Raw genomic sequence first — 15,255 nt, 5'->3', positions numbered from 1 at the left:
CATTCACTCGTAAACTGTGCACCATGACTGAGCCGGGGCAGAGCACGCGCATGCAGAAGGTGATCCCGCCGCGTCTGCTCGTGCCATACCTGGCCGGTCGGCGTACCGTGATCTCGGGTTACGTCTACCGGGTGCAGGACTGCGAGCGGCTGACCACCCCCCGCGCGGTCGTCGACGGGCTCGACCTCGCGTTCGAGGGGTCCGAGCTGGTCGTCGGCGTGCCGGAGCTTTACATCCTGCGCTGGCTGGCGCGGGAGATCGACACCTACGTCGTTCCCTACGGCCCCCACATGGGCGGCGACTGGAGCGATTCGCCCCCCTTCGCCGGAAACGGCTTCACCGCCTCGCGGGAGCACGTCGTGCCGCAGTTCCACACCATGCCCATGCCGATCCCGGCGGGCGCCGAGATCGTCCACCTCACCCGCCAGGGCGAGCGCCTGTTCGCGGCCTTCGACGGCCTGGCGTGGCGGCCGGCGGCATGAGCGCCGACATCGAGCCAGTGGGCCTGGGGTTCATGGCGACCTACCGGGGCCGCAACTACCCCGCGGCGATCGGCCCCGGCGGCGACGACGTGGTCCTGTTCAGCGAATCGGCCGAACGCGGCTTCGAGCGCGGCCGCGGCTACCACCGCCTGGCCGTCACGATCAAAGACCTCGACCACCTGGTCCTCCTCCGGACGGTCGGCGAGTTCGGCGGCGAACCCTGCCTGGTCCTCGACGAGGACGACGGCGAGGAGGGCGGCCTGCACATCGCCTACACGGGCCACAGCGGCCTGAAGGCCGAGGCCCTCGGCTACTGGCTGGTCGACCACGGGGCTTACGAGGTCGTCGTGCCCCGCGAGGAGGTCCACTCGATCAGGGTGGAACGCATCGCCATCCCGCTGTCGACCAGCTAGCCGGGCGTGCGGACACCGGGGAGGATCTCCAGGCGGACGTCGTCCTCGTCCTTGATCACGAAGGTGCGTCCGTGACCTTCCAGCCATTGGGCGGGGGTGATGGCCGGAATCAGATAGAAATAGTCGCCGCGGCTGAGCAGAAAGCGCAGCCCTTGATATCGGTAGGCGTATTTGGCCCCGGTGAAAGTGTCACGGACGACGCCCGGCGCGTTGAGGGCGAGCATCTCCTCCGAATAGATCGCCACCTGGTTGCGGTGGGGCAGATCGGCGATGAGCGCATAACCGAATTCCCGGCCGCGTTCCCTGGCGTAGAGAGACGCGGCCCAGATCAGGCAGAAGACGGAAATGACGATCGCGACGGCGAAAGCGATCCGGCCCAGGGGAACGGCCCGCGCCGGCCACGACAACAACAGCGGGCCGAAAATGACGAATGCCAGTATCAGCGTGGTGTCGACCCGCCACCCGGAAAGCGTGACGACCGCCAGGGCGGAGCCCGTGGCCGTGACGACGGCGCCCACGATGGCGGAGTTCGTCGCGATCTTCACCGGGGGCTTCGCACGCAGCCACCGCCCGGCGGTGCGCAGGTGGGCGGGCAGGAGGGACACCAGCCGGGCCCGGTGCACGACGGCGGCCAGGATCAACGGGGCACCCGCCAGCCACGGCAGGAACGACGGTGCGAACAGGTTGAGGCCGAACAGCAGGTATTCGTCCGGCCGGTAGCCCAGATTGGCCGGCTGTAGCGAGAAGTGGCTGAGGAAGCCGTCGAGGTAGGCGTAGCCCATGTAGGTGAGCGTGGCCGCGCTGCCGGTGAGCAGGAACGTGATCACGGCGGCCACGTCGAGTGTCCTGGGCTGCCCCTCGGCCGTCGGCGTGCCACGGGGCAAGGCCAGACGCCGCCGCACCCGCCGGGGGTTCCTCACTCCGAGGGCCCGTCACTGGGCACGTCGGTCGGCTCCTCGGCGGGCCCCTCGCTGGGCATCTCTCCGGACCCTTCGCGCGTCACGTCGGTGGGCTCGTCACTCGGCACCTCGGTGGGCTCCTCGGTGGGCCCATCCGGGCTCGGCGACGGGGTGCGCGGGTCAGAGGCCTCCTGGGTGGGGAGCACCGCTTCGATGGTCGGTCTGACAGTGGGTCTCGATCCCACGACGGGGCAGGCAGGCGCCACATCGTCCCCACCACCGGCGAGGCACTCCTTGGCGCGTGAAGGAAGCGAAGGGGCCTGCCGCACCGCCGCCGTCGCCGAAGTGGTGACCGGCGCGGCGGAAGTGACCGGCCGGGGAGTAGGCGCAGGCGAAGGTAATTCCGCGGAAGCGGCGCAGCCCGCGAGACCGGTGATCGACAATATGATCCAGCCGGGGAGAGTAATCGCCTTCCGCGCGAAAGACCACGAATGCATGTTCCCCCGCTCCCCAAGCCGACGGCTCACAGGGGTTATCCCGTAACCGAGATCTGGCGTTACCTGCGCGGGGCGATAATCAATGAATACGACATGGATAAAATAGGCCGTGCTGGGCTTAATGCACACTGGCTGTCGTGAAAACGTGGCGAGCACGCCGATGACCTGAAACGGCGGGACCGGGTCGGCCGCAGATCGCCATCCGCTCTCAGGTCGACCCGACGGCCCGATAGCGGGCGATCCGGCGATCGACCCGCCCTTCAGTGGGCTGGGCCAAGAGCGATGCGATCTCCTCCTCCAGGGCTCTGGCCACGCGTTTGGTGAAGGCGGGCTGTTCGTAGACGGCGTCCGGGCACTCGGCGATGATCCGGTCGACGATCCCATCTCGTTTCAGGTCGGCCGCCCGCACCCCCTGCGCCTGCGCGATCTCCGGCGCGAAATCAACCGTCCGATAAAGGATCGCCGACGCACCTTCCGGTGGCAGCGGCGAGAGCCAGGCGTGCTGAGCGGCCAGCACCCGGTCGGCCGGGAGAAGCGCCAGGGCCGCGCCGCCGGACCCCTGACCGAGGAGCAGGCAGACGGTCGGGGCGTCGAGCATGACCAGGTCGGCGAGCGAGCGGGCGATCTCCCCGGCCAGGCCACCCTCCTCGGCCGCCTTCGACAGCTCCGCTCCGGCCGTGTCGATCACGGTCACCAGCGGAAGGCCGAGTTCCTCGGCGAGTTTCATGCCACGCCTGGCCACCCGCAGCCCCGCCGGGCCGATCTTCAGGCCGGTCCGCGCCCCGCGCCGGTCCTGCCCGAGGACAACGGCGGGGGCGCTGCCGAAGCGGGCCAGCGCCAGCAGGAGGCCCGGGTCGCTCTCACCGGCGCCGGTGCCGTTCAGCGGGGTGACGTCGGTGGCCGCGAGTTTCAGCAGGGTCCGCACGCCGGGGCGGTCGTCGCGGCGGGAGCTGGTGATGGCGTCCCAGGCGTGGACGTCGGTTCTCGCCTCGGGTTCGGTGGTGGGCGGCAGCACCGGCAGGTCCCTGGACGCGCAGAGCACGCCGAGCGCCCTGGCGGCGATCTCGCGCGCCTCGGCCGCCGGGACCACGGCGTCGACCAGGCCGTGGGCGAACAGGTTCTCCGATTCCTGGACGCCCTGCGGGAAGCGGTAGCCGTACAGGGACTCGAAGACACGCGGCCCCAGGAAGCCGATCATCGCGCCCGGTTCGGCGGCGGTGACATGGCCGAGCGACCCCCACGACGCGAACACGCCCCCGGTGGTGGGATGGCGCAGGTAGACGACGTAGGGAAGCCCGGCCTCCTTGTGCGCCGTCACCGCGGCGGTGATCTTGACCATCTGGACGAACGCCAGCGCCCCCTCCTGCATGCGGGTCCCCCCGCTGGCGGGCGCGGCCAGCAGCGGCAGCCGCTCGGCGGTGGCCCGCTCGACGGCGGTGACGAGGCGCTGGGCCGCCGCGACGCCGATCGACCCGGCGAGGAAGGAGAACTCCCCGGCGACCACGGCGACGCGCCGTCCGCCGAGGCGCCCCTCACCGGTCACGACCGACTCGTCGTAACCCGATTTGGCCTGGGCGGTGGCCAGTTCGCGGGCGTAGTCGGAACCGGGGGCGGCCGTCTGGGCGGGCGGGCGGTCCCAGGAGACCCACGAGCCGGGGTCGAGCACGACCTCGATCAGGGTGCGCGCGTCGGGTCTCACGGGTCTCTCTGGGCTCACGGCGTCTCTCTCCCCTTGAGCCAGTCGAGCACGGCCTCGTTGTCGGCGCCGAGCGCGGGCGGGGCGGTGTGGCCGCCCGGGGCGTGGTGGTCGAACCGGAGCACCGGCCCGGGAAGCTCGATCGGGCCCAGCACGGGGTGGTCGACCTCGGCCAGGAGCCCCTGCGAGCGGGTCTGGTCCCAGGCGTAGACCTCGTCGATGGTCCTGATCGATCCGGCGGGCACCCCCGCCTCGGCGAGCCTGGCGAGCCAGTGGTCGCGGGTCTCGGTGGTGAGGACCTTCTCCATCTCGTTCACGAGCCGCTCGCGGTGGGTGAAGCGGCCGCTGTTGGTGGCGTATTCGGGCCGGGCCTCAAGACGGAGGAGCTCGGCCACCTTCCGCCACTGGGCGTCGTTTCCGGCCGCGATCTGGATCATGCCGTCGCCGCAGCGGAACGCCCCGAAGGGCGCGATGGAGGCGTGGTGGTTGCCGTTGGACTGCGGGACCTCACCCGCGACCGTCCACTGGGTGCCGTGGTAGGCGTGCACGCCGACGACCGAGGCCAGCAGCGAGGTGCGCACGACGCCACCCCTGCCGGTCTTCTCGCGTTCGTAGAGCGCGGCGGCGACGCCGTAGGCGCCGTGGATGCCGGCCAGCAGATCGGCGATCGAGGGCCCGGCGCGGTGGGGCTGCCCGGGGGGCCCGGTGACCGACATCAGCCCCGCCTCGCCCTGGGCGATCTGGTCGTAGCCGGGACGTCCGCCCTCGGGCCCGTCGTGACCGAAACCCGTGATCGACAGGACCACCATGCGCGGGTTGAGCTCCTCGATCTTCTCCGTGGAGAAGCCGAGGCGGGCCAGCACGCCGGAGCGGAAGTTCTCGATGAGGACGTCGGCCTGCCGGATCAGCCGGGTCAGCGTCTCACGGTCACTTTCGGCCTTGAGGTCGAGCGTGATCGACAGCTTGTTGCGGTTGGCCGACAGGAAATAGGTCGAGATGTCGCCGTCGGGCCCGACGAAGGGCGGCCCCCAGCCGCGCGAGTCGTCACCCCCCTGCGGGTTCTCGATCTTGATCACATGGGCGCCGAGGTCACCGAGCATCTGGGCCGCGTGAGGGCCGGCCAGCGCCCGGGACAGGTCGAGCACCACGACACCGGTGAGGGGTCCCTGCACGATCAGTCCTTCCGAAATTCCATCGGGGAGCCCGCAGGCTACCCGTATCGCCCGTTGCTGGCACGATCGGGGCATGCCGACCGTCACCGACCTGGCCGCCCGGATCACCCTGCTGGAGCCGTCGTGCGGACCGGTGCGGCTGGTCGCGATCGACGGGCCCGGCGGCTCGGGGAAGACCACCTTCGCCGGGCTGCTCTCCGAGGCGCTCGGCGGTGCCCCCGTGGTGCACAGCGACGACTTCCCCATCCCCTGGGACCAGGGCCCCGAATCCTGGTTCGTCCATCTCACCCGCGACGTGCTCGAACCACTGCAAAAAGGCTCACAGGCCTCTTTTCTCCGGTACGACTGGCGCCGGGGAACCTACGCCGAACGCCTGGAAGTGCCGCCCGTCCCCGTCGTCATCGTCGAGGGCGTCAGCGTGGGGCGCCGGTCGTGCCCGGCGGCGATCCGGGTGTGGGTGGAGGTGCCCCGGGAGATCCGTCGGGCGCGCGTGGCCGCCCGCGACGGGGTCGAGCACACCGACGACTGGATCGCGTGGACGGCGGCCGAGGACGCGTGGTTCGCCCGTGAACCGGTGGAAGCCGACGCGTTCGTCGACGGCACGACGTTCGGGGTCACCTGGGCGCGCGGGTCATGAAGACGTCCACGTCGTCCTCGGTGTCGAGGGTGAAGCCGTGGCGTTCGTACAGGCGGCGGGCCGGGCTGCCCCGGAGCACGTTCAGCCGGACCACCACGCCCTCGCGGTCGCACCGCTCCAGCAGCAGGCCGAGCACGGCCGAGCCGACGCCCCTCCCCTGCACCGCAGGGTCGAGGTAGAAGTGCTCCAGCCAGACGACGCCGGGTTCCGGCCGTAGCGCCACGCAGCCCGCGAAGAGGCCGCCGACGTCGATCATCCACGTGTGCCCGGGGGCGAAGCCGTCGCGGAGCCGCCGGCGCACCCGCCGCTCGTCGTAGCGGCCGAGCCGCTCGAGGTCCGGCCGCAGGACGACCGCGCGCAACTCGGCCACGGCGTCCACGTCGTCCGGCGATGCCGCCCGAAGCGCCCAATCCACCACGGCCGGGAGGATATCGCCTGACCGAACTGAAAGATTCACCTCCGCACATTCCACCCCGAACCGCCCTCGCAGCTCGCGACGCCGAACCTCGGACCGCTCTAACCCCTCATCGCGCCGCTTCTTGACCGGTTCTGTTCGGGTCGGATTTGCTCCGCATCACTGACGCGGCCCGCCGACGGTGAAACCAGCGGGCCGCCGTTCACCTCTGTTAACGCGAACAGAAACTTTCGCCGACAGTGCCGGAGCGGAACAACGCTCTCCCCAGATCCCGCCCGGCGCGGACCTAGGCGGCATCCCGGCGCGGATGCCGTTCCCTCTCCACCCGGAAGGAACGACCTAGTGATCATCGGATTAGGCCGATCGAAGGGCCGTTGGGCCATCGTCGCGCTGACGATGGCGACGGCGCTCTCGGCCGTCGGCGCGGTGGCCCTGGGGACCACCCAGGCCGTAGCGGCCGTCGGGGTCGAGAACGAGGGGGCCGACTGTGCCGTGCCCACCCTCCCCGACCTGAACTCCCTGCCCACCAACTCACGGCTGCCCGACCCGTTCAGGCGGCTCAACGGCACCCGGATCACCACCAAGGCCGACTGGCGCTGCCAGCGCGAGGAGACCAAGAGGCTGGCCGAGAAGTTCGTCTACGGCGAGAAGCCCGGCAAGCCGCAGACCGTCACCGGCACCGTCTCCAGCTCCAACATCACCGTGAACGTCAGCCACAACGGCCGCAGCTCCAGCTTCTCGGCCAGCGTGCAGCTCCCGAGCGGCACCGGGCCGTTCCCGGTCGTCGTCGTGCTGGGGGGATTCGGCGCCGACACCGCCGCCATCCGCGCGGCCGGGGCCGCGACCATCAACTACGACCCCTACAGCGTCGGCCGGGAGGGCACCCCCCGGAACAACAAGCAGGGCGCCTTCTACAGCATCTACGGCAACACGAGCCAGACCGGCCTGCTGGCCGCCTGGGCGTGGGGCGTGTCCCGCATCATCGACGTCATCGAGTCGAACGGCGGCAACATCCTGCGCGCCGACGTCGGCGTCACCGGCTGCTCCCGCTTCGGCAAGGGCGCCTTCGTCGTCGGCGTGTTCGACCAGCGCATCGCCCTGACCATGCCGATCGAGTCCGGCAGCGCCGGTGTCCCGATCTTCCGCGGCATCCCGGGTGAGGGCGCGCAGAGCCTCAGCAGCGCCTACGGCGAGCAGCCGTGGCTGGGCGACGCCTTCGGCTCGTTCACCGGCAACCCGAACCGCCTCCCGGTCGACACCCACCAGGCGGTGGCCATGATCGCGCCGCGCGGCCTGTTCATCATGGACAACCCGCACATCGCCAACCTGGGCCCCCGCTCGGCCGCCGTGGCCGCCCTGGGCGGCGCCGAGGTCTACAAGGCCCTGGGTGCCGGCGCCAACATCACCTACCACTCCAACGTCAGCAACGGCAGCCACTGCGCCAACCGTTCCGAGTGGACGACCCCGCTCCGGTCCAACATCCAGAAGTTCCTGGTGAAGACCGGCAGCTACACCGGCACGATCAACATGCACGCCAACACGACCGGCAACCTGGCCAGCTGGCGCGACTGGACCACCCCGACCCTCACCGACGGCGGCGAGTCGTCGCCTTCGCCTTCCCCGAGCGCCAGCCCGTCTCCGTCGCCCAGCGCCAGCCCCTCACCGTCGCCCTCGCCGTCCCCCTCGGGGACGTTCCGGCTGCGTAACGAGGGCGCCGGACGGTGCGTGGACTCCCCGAACAGCGCCACCGCCAACGGCACCCTGTTCCAGATCTACGACTGCCACACCAACCCCAACCAGCGCTTCACCTACAGCTCGGGCCGTCAGCTCCAGACCCTCGGCAAGTGCCTCGACGCCCCGACCGGCGCCGGATCGGGCACCCGCGTCCAGCTCTGGGACTGCCACACCAACACCAACCAGCAGTGGGTCTTCAACAGCAACGGCACCGTCACCAGCGCGGCCAACAACCTCTGCCTGGCCGTCGGCGGCACCGCGAACTCCAGCACCGTGACCGTCGCGAGCTGCAACGGCAGCGCCAACCAGCGCTGGACCCGAGCATGAGGCGCCTGATCAGCGGCCTCGCGGCCATCGCGGCGCTGATCGCGGCGGCGGCCCTGTTCGTCACCGGCACGGCCAGCGCCGAATCGAACGGCGGCGTCCGGGTGATGCCGCTCGGCGACTCGATCACCGACGGGCTGAACGTGCCCGGCGGCTACCGGATCAACCTGTGGCAGCGTCTGGTGCAGGGCGGTCACACGGTCGACTTCGTCGGTTCGGGGTTCAACGGTCCGTCGAGCCTCGGCGACCACGACCACGAGGGCCATTCGGGCTGGACGATCGCCCAGATCGACGCCAACATCGTCAACTGGCTGCGCACCTACAACCCGCGCACGATCCTGCTGCACATCGGCACCAACGACATGTTCGGCAGCCCGAGCGGCGCCCCGAACCGGCTGGCCACCCTGATCGACCGCATCACCACCCAGGCCCCGAACACCGAACTGTTCGTCGCCACGATCATCCCTTTGTCGGGGGCCAATTCGGCCGTCCAGACGTTCAACGCGGCGATCCCCGGCATCGTCCAGACCCGGGCGAGCCAGGGCAAGCGGGTCCATCTGGTGAACATGTACAACGCCCTGACCACCTCCGACCTGGCCGACGGCGTCCACCCGAACGCGGGCGGCTACAACAAGATGGCGGCCGTCTGGTACTCCGCCCTCCAGTCAGTGCCCGGCAGCCTGACCGGCGGCGGGAACCCGTCCCCCTCGCCCAGCGCGTCACCGAGCGCGTCACCGTCTCCTTCGGGGACGTTCCGGCTGCGTAACGAGGGCGCCGGACGGTGTGTCGACTCGCCGAACAGCGCCAGCGCGAACGGCACGCTGTTCCAGATCTACGACTGCCACACCAACCCCAACCAACGGTTCACCTACTCCGCGGGCCGTCAGTTGCAGACCCTGGGCAAGTGTCTCGACGCCCCGACCGGCGCCGGATCGGGCACCCGCGTCCAGCTGTGGGACTGCCACACCAACACCAACCAGCAGTGGGTCTTCAACAGCAACGGCACCGTCACCAGCGCGGCCAACAACCTGTGCCTGGCGGTGACCGGAACGGCCAACTCCAGCTCGGTCACGGTGGCGAGCTGCAACGGCAGCGCCAACCAACGCTGGACCAGGGCATAGTCACAGGCACCGGTCCGGGCCATCCTCGGACCGGCGCCTGCTTCATTTCACCGAGGTCCGGTCACTCGGCCGGCATCCCGTCATCGAGGTACCAGCCATACGGGCTCGGGGCCGCCCCAGCCGCCGCTTTCGGGGCGTAGTGGCGGGTGTGGAGGGCGGCCACGAGTTCGCCGCGGCTGTGGGTGCCGGTCTTGGTGAAGACCGCCTTCAGGTGGTCCTGCACCGTGAACGGGGAGATGCCGAGCACGCCGGCCATCTGGCGGGTGCTGCGCCCCTGCGCGGTCAGCGCGGTCACCTCGCGTTCGCGTGCGGTCAGGTCGTAGGCCCGCGCGACGACCCCTGCCAGCACGGCGGGCCGGGCGCCCTCGATGATGAGCGCCACCCGATCATCCGAGCCCTCGATGGGCGAGCCGTGCAGCACCACCCACCGGCCGCCCCGCGCGGGCAGCGCCGCCGTGGCGGGTGCGTTCCCGGCCTGGGCGGCGGCCGCGACCGACCAGACCGCGCTCGGGATCCGGCCCCGGTCGTCGACGGCCTCCAGCCAGACCCGCGCCTGGGTGCTGAGCGTCTCGACCCGCCCGCCCGACCGCACGAGCAGCATCCCGGGCGGCTGTTCGACCCCGTCGGGGACCGCCAAGGCGGCCCGGAGCAGGGTCAGCCGGAACAGGTCGGCGATGAGGGGCACCGCCCCGGCCAGCGCCGTGAGCTCGGCCGTCCCGAACGGGGGCGCGGGCGCGCGGCGATACAGCGTCAGCGACCCCCAGCAGCCGTTGCGGGACCGGAGCATCACCCGCGCCTCGTCGATCACGCCGAGTTCGCGCAGCAGCGGTTCGTAGCGGACCGCCTCGGAGATCCGGCCGCCGGTGGCCTGGTGCAGGCCCGCGACGGGGACGGCGGCGTTCGCCAGCCGGGCGTAGCCGTTGAGGTCGGCGTCGCGGAACTCGAGGTCGAAGATGATCCGCTCGCGTTCGCCGCCGCCGTCGTAGCCGATGCCGGTGACGAAGCAGCTCGTCCAGAGCAGGGTGGCCGGGTCGACGGTGGAGATCGCCGCGATGTCGTAGCCGATGGCGCGGCGCAGCAGCCGGTCGAGTTCCGTGCGCACCTCGGTGAGGTCGCCGCCCCGCACCGCGAGCCGGCGCAGGCCGTCGTTGAGGTCCATGTCCGAAGAATCGCCCGTACGCCGCCCGCCCGCCACCCCCGTCTTCACGGGATACCGGGCACCCGCCGCCGCTCCTAGCTTGTCCGGCATGGAGAGAGACGACCTGTTCACCCACATCCACAAGGCCCTGCGCAGGGGCCTGTTCGAGGTCACGATGCAGGCGGGGGCCACCGACTGGACCGACCCCGCCGACGTCGAGCGGCTGGCGGCGCGGTGGCGTCCCCTGCTGGCGCTGCTGCGGTCGCACAGCGAGCACGAGGACCGGCACATCCTGCGCGTCCTGGACCCCTACGAGCACCAGGCCACCGAGTCGATCGCCGAGCAGCACGCCGACCTGGAGGAGCTGGAGCGGCACCTGGCCGACGCCTTCGAGGCGCTGGCCGCGCACCCCGACCCGGCCGCCGGGCTCGCCTTCTACCGCGACCTGGCCCGGTTCGTCGCGGCCTACCTCCCGCACCTGCACGAGGAGGAGACCGTGGTGATGCCGCGCATCTGGGCCCGCTGCACCGACGAGGAGATCGCCGCGGCCCGCGCCGCCTTCATGGCCGAGATGACGCCGCGGATCCAGGCGATCAGCCTGGAGCTGATGCTGCCCTCGCTCGACCGCCCGACCCGGATCGCCCTGGTCCGGCGCATGCCGCCCCAGGCGGTGACGGGTGTCCTGGCCATCGCCGACCGGGTCCTCGACCCGGCCGACGCCGCCGAACTCCACACCGTGGCGGTCTGAGGCTCACTCCCTGACGTCGACCTCGGCGTGCGGCAGCCCACCCGACAGCTTCGGGAAGCCCGGCCCCCGGTCGAAGAACGCCTCACGCGGCACGCGGAGCTCCGCCCGCAGCGCCTCGGTGGCGGCCTCGTCGACCCGACCGTCCGCGAAGACGACCCCGTAGTCCTCCCGGGCCGCCTCCAGCGACACCTTGCCGTCACGCACGTCGTCGGCGACCCGGGACGGCTCACGGTCGAACGGCGAACCCCAGCCGCCGCCACCGGTCGTCCGCACCCGGACGATGTGGCCCTCGGCGACGGGGAAGTCGTCGACCAGGCCGTCCATCTCGACGCCGTCGACCGTCACCACGAACGGGCGGCCCGCGCGGCCGCCGTTGACGCCCCAGCAGCTGAGGATCGAGCGGTCGGCGATGCTCATGAACGAGGCGTCGCGCAGCAGGCGGATGTGCTTGTCGTAGCCCAGGCCGCCCCGGTAGCGGCCGGGGCCGCCGCTGTCGACGGCCAGGCCGAGCCGCTCGACCCGCAGCGGCCAGCGGGCCTCGGCGAACTCGACGGGGATGTTGCGGGAGTCGGGCACGACGTGGATCGTGTCCTCGCCGTCGGCGTACCATCGGCCGCCGGAACCGCCGCCGAGGACCTCCCGCATCAGATAGTCGTTGCCGGCGGCGTCGTGGCCGTACACGCCCGTGTAGCGGATGGTCTCCTGGTCGGCGGGCATCCGGCCGCCGGTCGCCTTGGCCAACACCCCGGCCAGCACGCCCAGCAGGCGCAGGATCACGAAGGTCCGCGCGTTGGTGGGGGCCGGGAAGATCGGCGTGAGCAGGGTGCCCTTCTCCGGGAAGACCATCTTGATCAGGGGAACGACGCCCTCGTTCACGTCGAGTTCGGCCATCCGCTCGGGGGTGTCGGCCAGGTTCCGCAGGATCGGGGCCAGCCACTTCTTCAGGAACACCCCGTCGGCGTAGTCGCCCGCGTGGTTGATCGGGCCCTTGGCCTGCGGCGAGGTGCCGGTGAAGTCGATCACCAGGGGCTCGGCGGCGGAGTGGTCGACCTTCATGGTGATCCGCTGGGCGTGCAGGCGGGGTTCGTCGACGCCGTCGTGCTCGGCGTAGTCCTCCCAGACGTGCACGCCCTCGGGGATCTTCGCGAGCAGCTCGCGCCGGAAGGTCTCGGTCGTCTTGGTGAGGATCGCGTCGAAGCACGACTCCACGGCCTCGCGGCCGTAGCGGTCGAACAGCTCGCCCAGGCGCCGGGCGCCCATCAGGCAGGCCGAGCACTCGGCGTCGAGGTCACCGGCCAGCGAGTCGGGCATGCGGGAGTTGCGGGTCATGATCCGCAGCGCGGCGTCGTTGGGCACGCCCCGGTCCCAGAGCCGGATCGGCGGGACCATCAGGCCCTCTTCGAACACGCTGCGCGCGCCCGAGGGCATCGAGCCGGGGCAGGCCCCGCCGATGTCGTCGTGGTGGCCGAAGGCCTGCACGAACGCGACCACCTCGCCGTCGTGGAAGACGGGCACGGTCACGCACAGGTCGGGCAGGTGGCCGATCCCGCCCTCGGACAGGTAGACGTCGTTGTGGAAGAAGACGTCCCCGGGGTTCATCGTCTCGATCGGGAAATCGCGGACGATCGGCTGCACGAGAGCGCTGTAGGAACGGCCGGTCAGCTTGCGGAGCCGCACGTCGTGGATGCCCGCGCGGAAGTCGTGCGCGTCGCGGATCATGGGCGAGCGGGCCGTCCGGGCGATGGCGGTCTCGACCTCCATCTCCACCGACGCCAGCGTCCCCTCGACGATCTCGATCAGGATCGGGTCAGCCAAGGTCACGGCGCACCTCCAGGTTGCCGTAGTCGTCCATCACGGCGGTGAAGCCGGGGTGGAGCGGGAGGGTGGAGCCGTACTCCTCGATCACGGCCGGGCCGTGGACCACCGCGCCGGCGCCCAGGTCGCGGCGGCGGTAGATGACGGTGCGGGCCCAGCCGTCGAAGTGGACGTCCCGGGTGCAGAGCGGGGTGGCCTCCTCGATCTGCTCGTGGCGGCGGGCGATGGCCGGTCGGGTGATCGGGCCGATCCCGCTCACGCGGAGGTTGACCCACTCGACGGCGTGCCGGGGGTCGTCCCGGTAGCCGTAGCCGTAGAGCTTCTGGTGCGCCTCGTGGAACCGGGCCTCGACGTCGCCGCCCGCGGGGACCCGCACCTCGTAGGCCTGGCCGTAGTAGCGCAGGTCGGCGGTGCGGACGTAGACGTGGTCGTCGAAGCCCTCCCTGGTCAGCGCCTCAGCGGCCTGGGCCTCCAGGTCCTGGAAGATCTGCTCGATCTCGTCCGGGTCGGGGGTCGTGGTCACGTGGGTGCGCACGTAGTCGTTCTTGACGTCCACGGTGAGCAGGCCGAAGGCCGACACGTTCCCGGGGTCGGGCGGGACGATGGCGCTCCGCAGGCCCATGACGTCCAGGAGACGGCAGACCAGGAGCGGTCCCGAGCCGCCGAACGCCACCATCGGGAAGTCGCGCACGTCGAGGCCGCGCTTGACGGTGATCTGGCGGATCGCGTTCGACTGGTTGAAGGCGCTGATCTCCAGGATGCCGGTCGCGCAGCGCTCGGGGGTGAGGCCGAGTTTGGCGGCCAGACCCTCGATCCCGGCCTTGGCCGCCGCCGCGTCGAGCGGGATCTCGCCGCCGAGCAGGTGCGGGGGGACCCGGCCGAGGAACACGTGGGCGTCGGTCACGGTGACCTCGGTGCCGCCCTTGCCGTAACAGATCGGGCCGGGGTCGGCCCCCGCGGAACGGGGGCCGACCTTCAACGTCCCCTCCGGCGAGATCCACGCCACCGAGCCGCCGCCCGCTCCGACGGTCACGATGTCGATCATGGGGATCTTGCAGGGGTAACGCCCGATGGAGCCCTCCGTGGTCTGGGAGGGCTCCCCGTCGACGATGACGGCGACGTCGGTGCTGGTGCCGCCGCCGTCCAGGGTGATCACGCTCTGGTGCCCGGCCGTCCCGGCGATCAGCGCGGCGCCGAGGGCGCCGGCCGCCGGGCCGGACAGGACGGTGGTGATGGGCTGGTTGACGACCTCCGCCGCCGACAGCACCCCGCCGTTGCTCTTCATCACCGAGAAGCCCCGGCCGAGGCGCTCGGAGAGATTTCCTATGTACGTCCGCATGATCGGCTTCACCGCGGCGTCGACCAGCGTGGTGACCGAGCGCTCGTATTCGCGGTACTCCCGCAGCACGTCGCTCGACAGCGACACCACGGCCTCGGGGTGCTCGCGGGCCAGCACGTCGCGCATCCGCCGCTCGTGGTCGGGGTTCGCGTACGCGTGCAGGAAGCACACCCCGATCGCGGTGACCCCCTGGTCGCGCAGCCGCCGCGCGGCCTCCGCCGCCGCGTCGTCGTCGAACGGCCGGACCTCGGCCCCCGTGTGGTCGAGGCGGCCGGGCACGGTCTTCACCCGGTGCACCGGAACGATCCGGGGCGGCTTCACCCAGAAGTAGGAGTTGCCGTAACCGTCCGGGACGCTCTGGCGGGCGATCTCCAGAATGAACTCGAAGCCCTCGGTGGTGATGAAGCCGAGATGGTCCGACCGGTCGGGGCGGTCTTCCAGGAGCTGGTTGGTGGCCACGGTCGTGCCGTGGACCAGGGCCGAGACGCTCGCCAGATCGTGGCCACCGCCGTGGAGTTCCAGGACTTTGGCGACTCCGGCGAGGAACCCGTCGGCCGGATTCGACGGCGTCGACGGGGTCTTGGTCGTCACGATCTGGCCGGTGCGCTCGTCGACGAGCACCACGTCGGTGAACGTGCCACCCGTGTCGACACCGATTCGGACGCTGTACATGCCCCGTTTCTACCGACCTGCCCGACGTGGGGAATCAGCGGGTTGTGCCGAAGAATCCCAAAATACTCGTCACAGCCTGCCCGGCCGGGCCGTGAACCTCCGGCCGGTGAGGAACGTGTGGCCCCAGGTCAACGGGGTTGTAGCCGTTTCGGG

Annotated in this window: 14 protein-coding genes; 6 read left to right on the top strand and 8 right to left on the bottom strand. The window is 71.0% G+C overall.

Annotated elements, in window-relative coordinates; translation table 11 throughout:
* Nucleotides 1-23: 23 nt before the first annotated feature.
* Nucleotides 24-482: a hypothetical protein gene (locus ACYQ78_RS27885; RefSeq protein ID WP_459803896.1), complete on the top strand. Its 459-nt coding sequence runs from the start codon at nucleotides 24-26 to the stop codon at nucleotides 480-482.
* Nucleotides 479-895, top strand: coding sequence for a hypothetical protein (locus ACYQ78_RS27880; protein WP_459803895.1), 417 nt, complete (start codon nucleotides 479-481; stop codon nucleotides 893-895). Before ACYQ78_RS27885 ends, ACYQ78_RS27880 begins: the two co-directional genes overlap by 4 nt.
* On the opposite strand, the gene ACYQ78_RS27875 is transcribed toward ACYQ78_RS27880, so the two are convergent.
* From ACYQ78_RS27875 to ACYQ78_RS27860, 4 genes are all read right to left on the bottom strand, one after another.
* Nucleotides 892-1,797 carry a hypothetical protein gene (locus ACYQ78_RS27875; protein WP_459803894.1) on the bottom strand — a complete coding sequence of 302 codons (906 nt, stop codon included), beginning with the start codon at nucleotides 1,795-1,797 and terminating at the stop codon, nucleotides 892-894. The genes ACYQ78_RS27880 and ACYQ78_RS27875 overlap by 4 nt on opposite strands.
* Nucleotides 1,798-1,811: 14 nt before the next feature.
* Complete coding sequence (locus tag ACYQ78_RS27870; protein ID WP_459803893.1) at nucleotides 1,812-2,000, bottom strand: hypothetical protein; 189 nt, start codon at nucleotides 1,998-2,000, stop codon at nucleotides 1,812-1,814.
* Between the two features lie 499 nt (nucleotides 2,001-2,499).
* Complete coding sequence (locus ACYQ78_RS27865; protein WP_459803892.1) at nucleotides 2,500-3,990, bottom strand: carboxyl transferase domain-containing protein; 1,491 nt, start codon at nucleotides 3,988-3,990, stop codon at nucleotides 2,500-2,502.
* 14 nt (nucleotides 3,991-4,004) lie between these two features.
* A complete protein-coding gene (locus tag ACYQ78_RS27860; RefSeq protein WP_459803891.1) occupies nucleotides 4,005-5,159 on the bottom strand; it encodes a CaiB/BaiF CoA transferase family protein in 1,155 nt (384 codons plus the stop codon).
* Nucleotides 5,160-5,232: 73 nt separating this feature from the next.
* Between ACYQ78_RS27860 and ACYQ78_RS27855 the strand changes: the two genes are divergently transcribed.
* Nucleotides 5,233-5,796 (top strand): uridine kinase family protein, encoded by a 564-nt coding sequence (locus tag ACYQ78_RS27855; RefSeq protein WP_459803890.1) that lies wholly within the window; start codon nucleotides 5,233-5,235, stop codon nucleotides 5,794-5,796.
* On the opposite strand, the gene ACYQ78_RS27850 is transcribed toward ACYQ78_RS27855, so the two are convergent.
* Entirely contained in the window at nucleotides 5,774-6,214 is a 441-nt protein-coding gene (locus tag ACYQ78_RS27850; protein ID WP_459803889.1) for a GNAT family N-acetyltransferase, read from the bottom strand. The two genes, ACYQ78_RS27855 and ACYQ78_RS27850, sit on opposite strands and share 23 nt — an antisense overlap.
* Nucleotides 6,215-6,553: 339 nt before the next feature.
* Here ACYQ78_RS27850 and ACYQ78_RS27845 point away from each other — a divergent pair, with 339 nt between their 5' ends.
* Both ACYQ78_RS27845 and ACYQ78_RS27840 read left to right on the top strand, forming a co-directional pair.
* Nucleotides 6,554-8,272 carry an RICIN domain-containing protein gene (locus ACYQ78_RS27845; RefSeq protein WP_459803888.1) on the top strand — a complete coding sequence of 573 codons (1,719 nt, stop codon included), beginning with the start codon at nucleotides 6,554-6,556 and terminating at the stop codon, nucleotides 8,270-8,272.
* Nucleotides 8,269-9,390: a ricin-type beta-trefoil lectin domain protein gene (locus ACYQ78_RS27840; RefSeq protein WP_459803887.1), complete on the top strand. Its 1,122-nt coding sequence runs from the start codon at nucleotides 8,269-8,271 to the stop codon at nucleotides 9,388-9,390. The genes ACYQ78_RS27845 and ACYQ78_RS27840 overlap by 4 nt, the downstream gene beginning before the upstream one ends.
* Nucleotides 9,391-9,451: 61 nt before the next feature.
* Here ACYQ78_RS27840 and ACYQ78_RS27835 read toward each other — a convergent pair whose 3' ends face one another.
* Nucleotides 9,452-10,639, bottom strand: a complete 1,188-nt coding sequence (locus ACYQ78_RS27835; protein WP_459803886.1) for a helix-turn-helix transcriptional regulator — start codon at nucleotides 10,637-10,639, stop codon at nucleotides 9,452-9,454.
* Here ACYQ78_RS27835 and ACYQ78_RS27830 point away from each other — a divergent pair.
* Nucleotides 10,638-11,276, top strand: a complete 639-nt coding sequence (locus tag ACYQ78_RS27830) for a hemerythrin domain-containing protein (protein ID WP_459803885.1) — start codon at nucleotides 10,638-10,640, stop codon at nucleotides 11,274-11,276. The two genes, ACYQ78_RS27835 and ACYQ78_RS27830, sit on opposite strands and share 2 nt — an antisense overlap.
* 3 nt (nucleotides 11,277-11,279) lie before the next feature.
* On the opposite strand, the gene ACYQ78_RS27825 is transcribed toward ACYQ78_RS27830, so the two are convergent.
* Together ACYQ78_RS27825 and ACYQ78_RS27820 are read right to left on the bottom strand one after the other, a co-directional pair.
* Nucleotides 11,280-13,097, bottom strand: a complete 1,818-nt coding sequence (locus ACYQ78_RS27825; protein ID WP_459803884.1) for a hydantoinase B/oxoprolinase family protein — start codon at nucleotides 13,095-13,097, stop codon at nucleotides 11,280-11,282.
* Complete coding sequence (locus ACYQ78_RS27820; protein ID WP_459803883.1) at nucleotides 13,084-15,102, bottom strand: hydantoinase/oxoprolinase family protein; 2,019 nt, start codon at nucleotides 15,100-15,102, stop codon at nucleotides 13,084-13,086. The genes ACYQ78_RS27825 and ACYQ78_RS27820 overlap by 14 nt, the downstream gene beginning before the upstream one ends.
* Between the last annotated feature and the right edge of the window lie 153 nt (nucleotides 15,103-15,255).

Source organism: Herbidospora sp. RD11066, from assembly GCF_054661255.1.
This window is presented reverse-complemented; position numbering and strand designations above follow the sequence as displayed.

What these genes read in the sequence shown, in the direction of transcription:
- ACYQ78_RS27885 (WP_459803896.1), top strand. Translation starts at nt 24, where the DNA reads ATGACTGAGCCGGGGCAGAGCACGCGCATGCAGAAGGTGATCCCGCCG.
- ACYQ78_RS27880 (WP_459803895.1), top strand. Translation starts at nt 479, where the DNA reads ATGAGCGCCGACATCGAGCCAGTGGGCCTGGGGTTCATGGCGACCTAC.
- ACYQ78_RS27855 (WP_459803890.1), top strand. Translation starts at nt 5,233, where the DNA reads ATGCCGACCGTCACCGACCTGGCCGCCCGGATCACCCTGCTGGAGCCG.
- ACYQ78_RS27840 (WP_459803887.1), top strand. Translation starts at nt 8,269, where the DNA reads ATGAGGCGCCTGATCAGCGGCCTCGCGGCCATCGCGGCGCTGATCGCG.
- ACYQ78_RS27830 (WP_459803885.1), top strand. Translation starts at nt 10,638, where the DNA reads ATGGAGAGAGACGACCTGTTCACCCACATCCACAAGGCCCTGCGCAGG.
- ACYQ78_RS27835 (WP_459803886.1), bottom strand. Translation starts at nt 10,639, where the DNA reads ATGCCGGACAAGCTAGGAGCGGCGGCGGGTGCCCGGTATCCCGTGAAG.
- ACYQ78_RS27820 (WP_459803883.1), bottom strand. Translation starts at nt 15,102, where the DNA reads ATGTACAGCGTCCGAATCGGTGTCGACACGGGTGGCACGTTCACCGAC.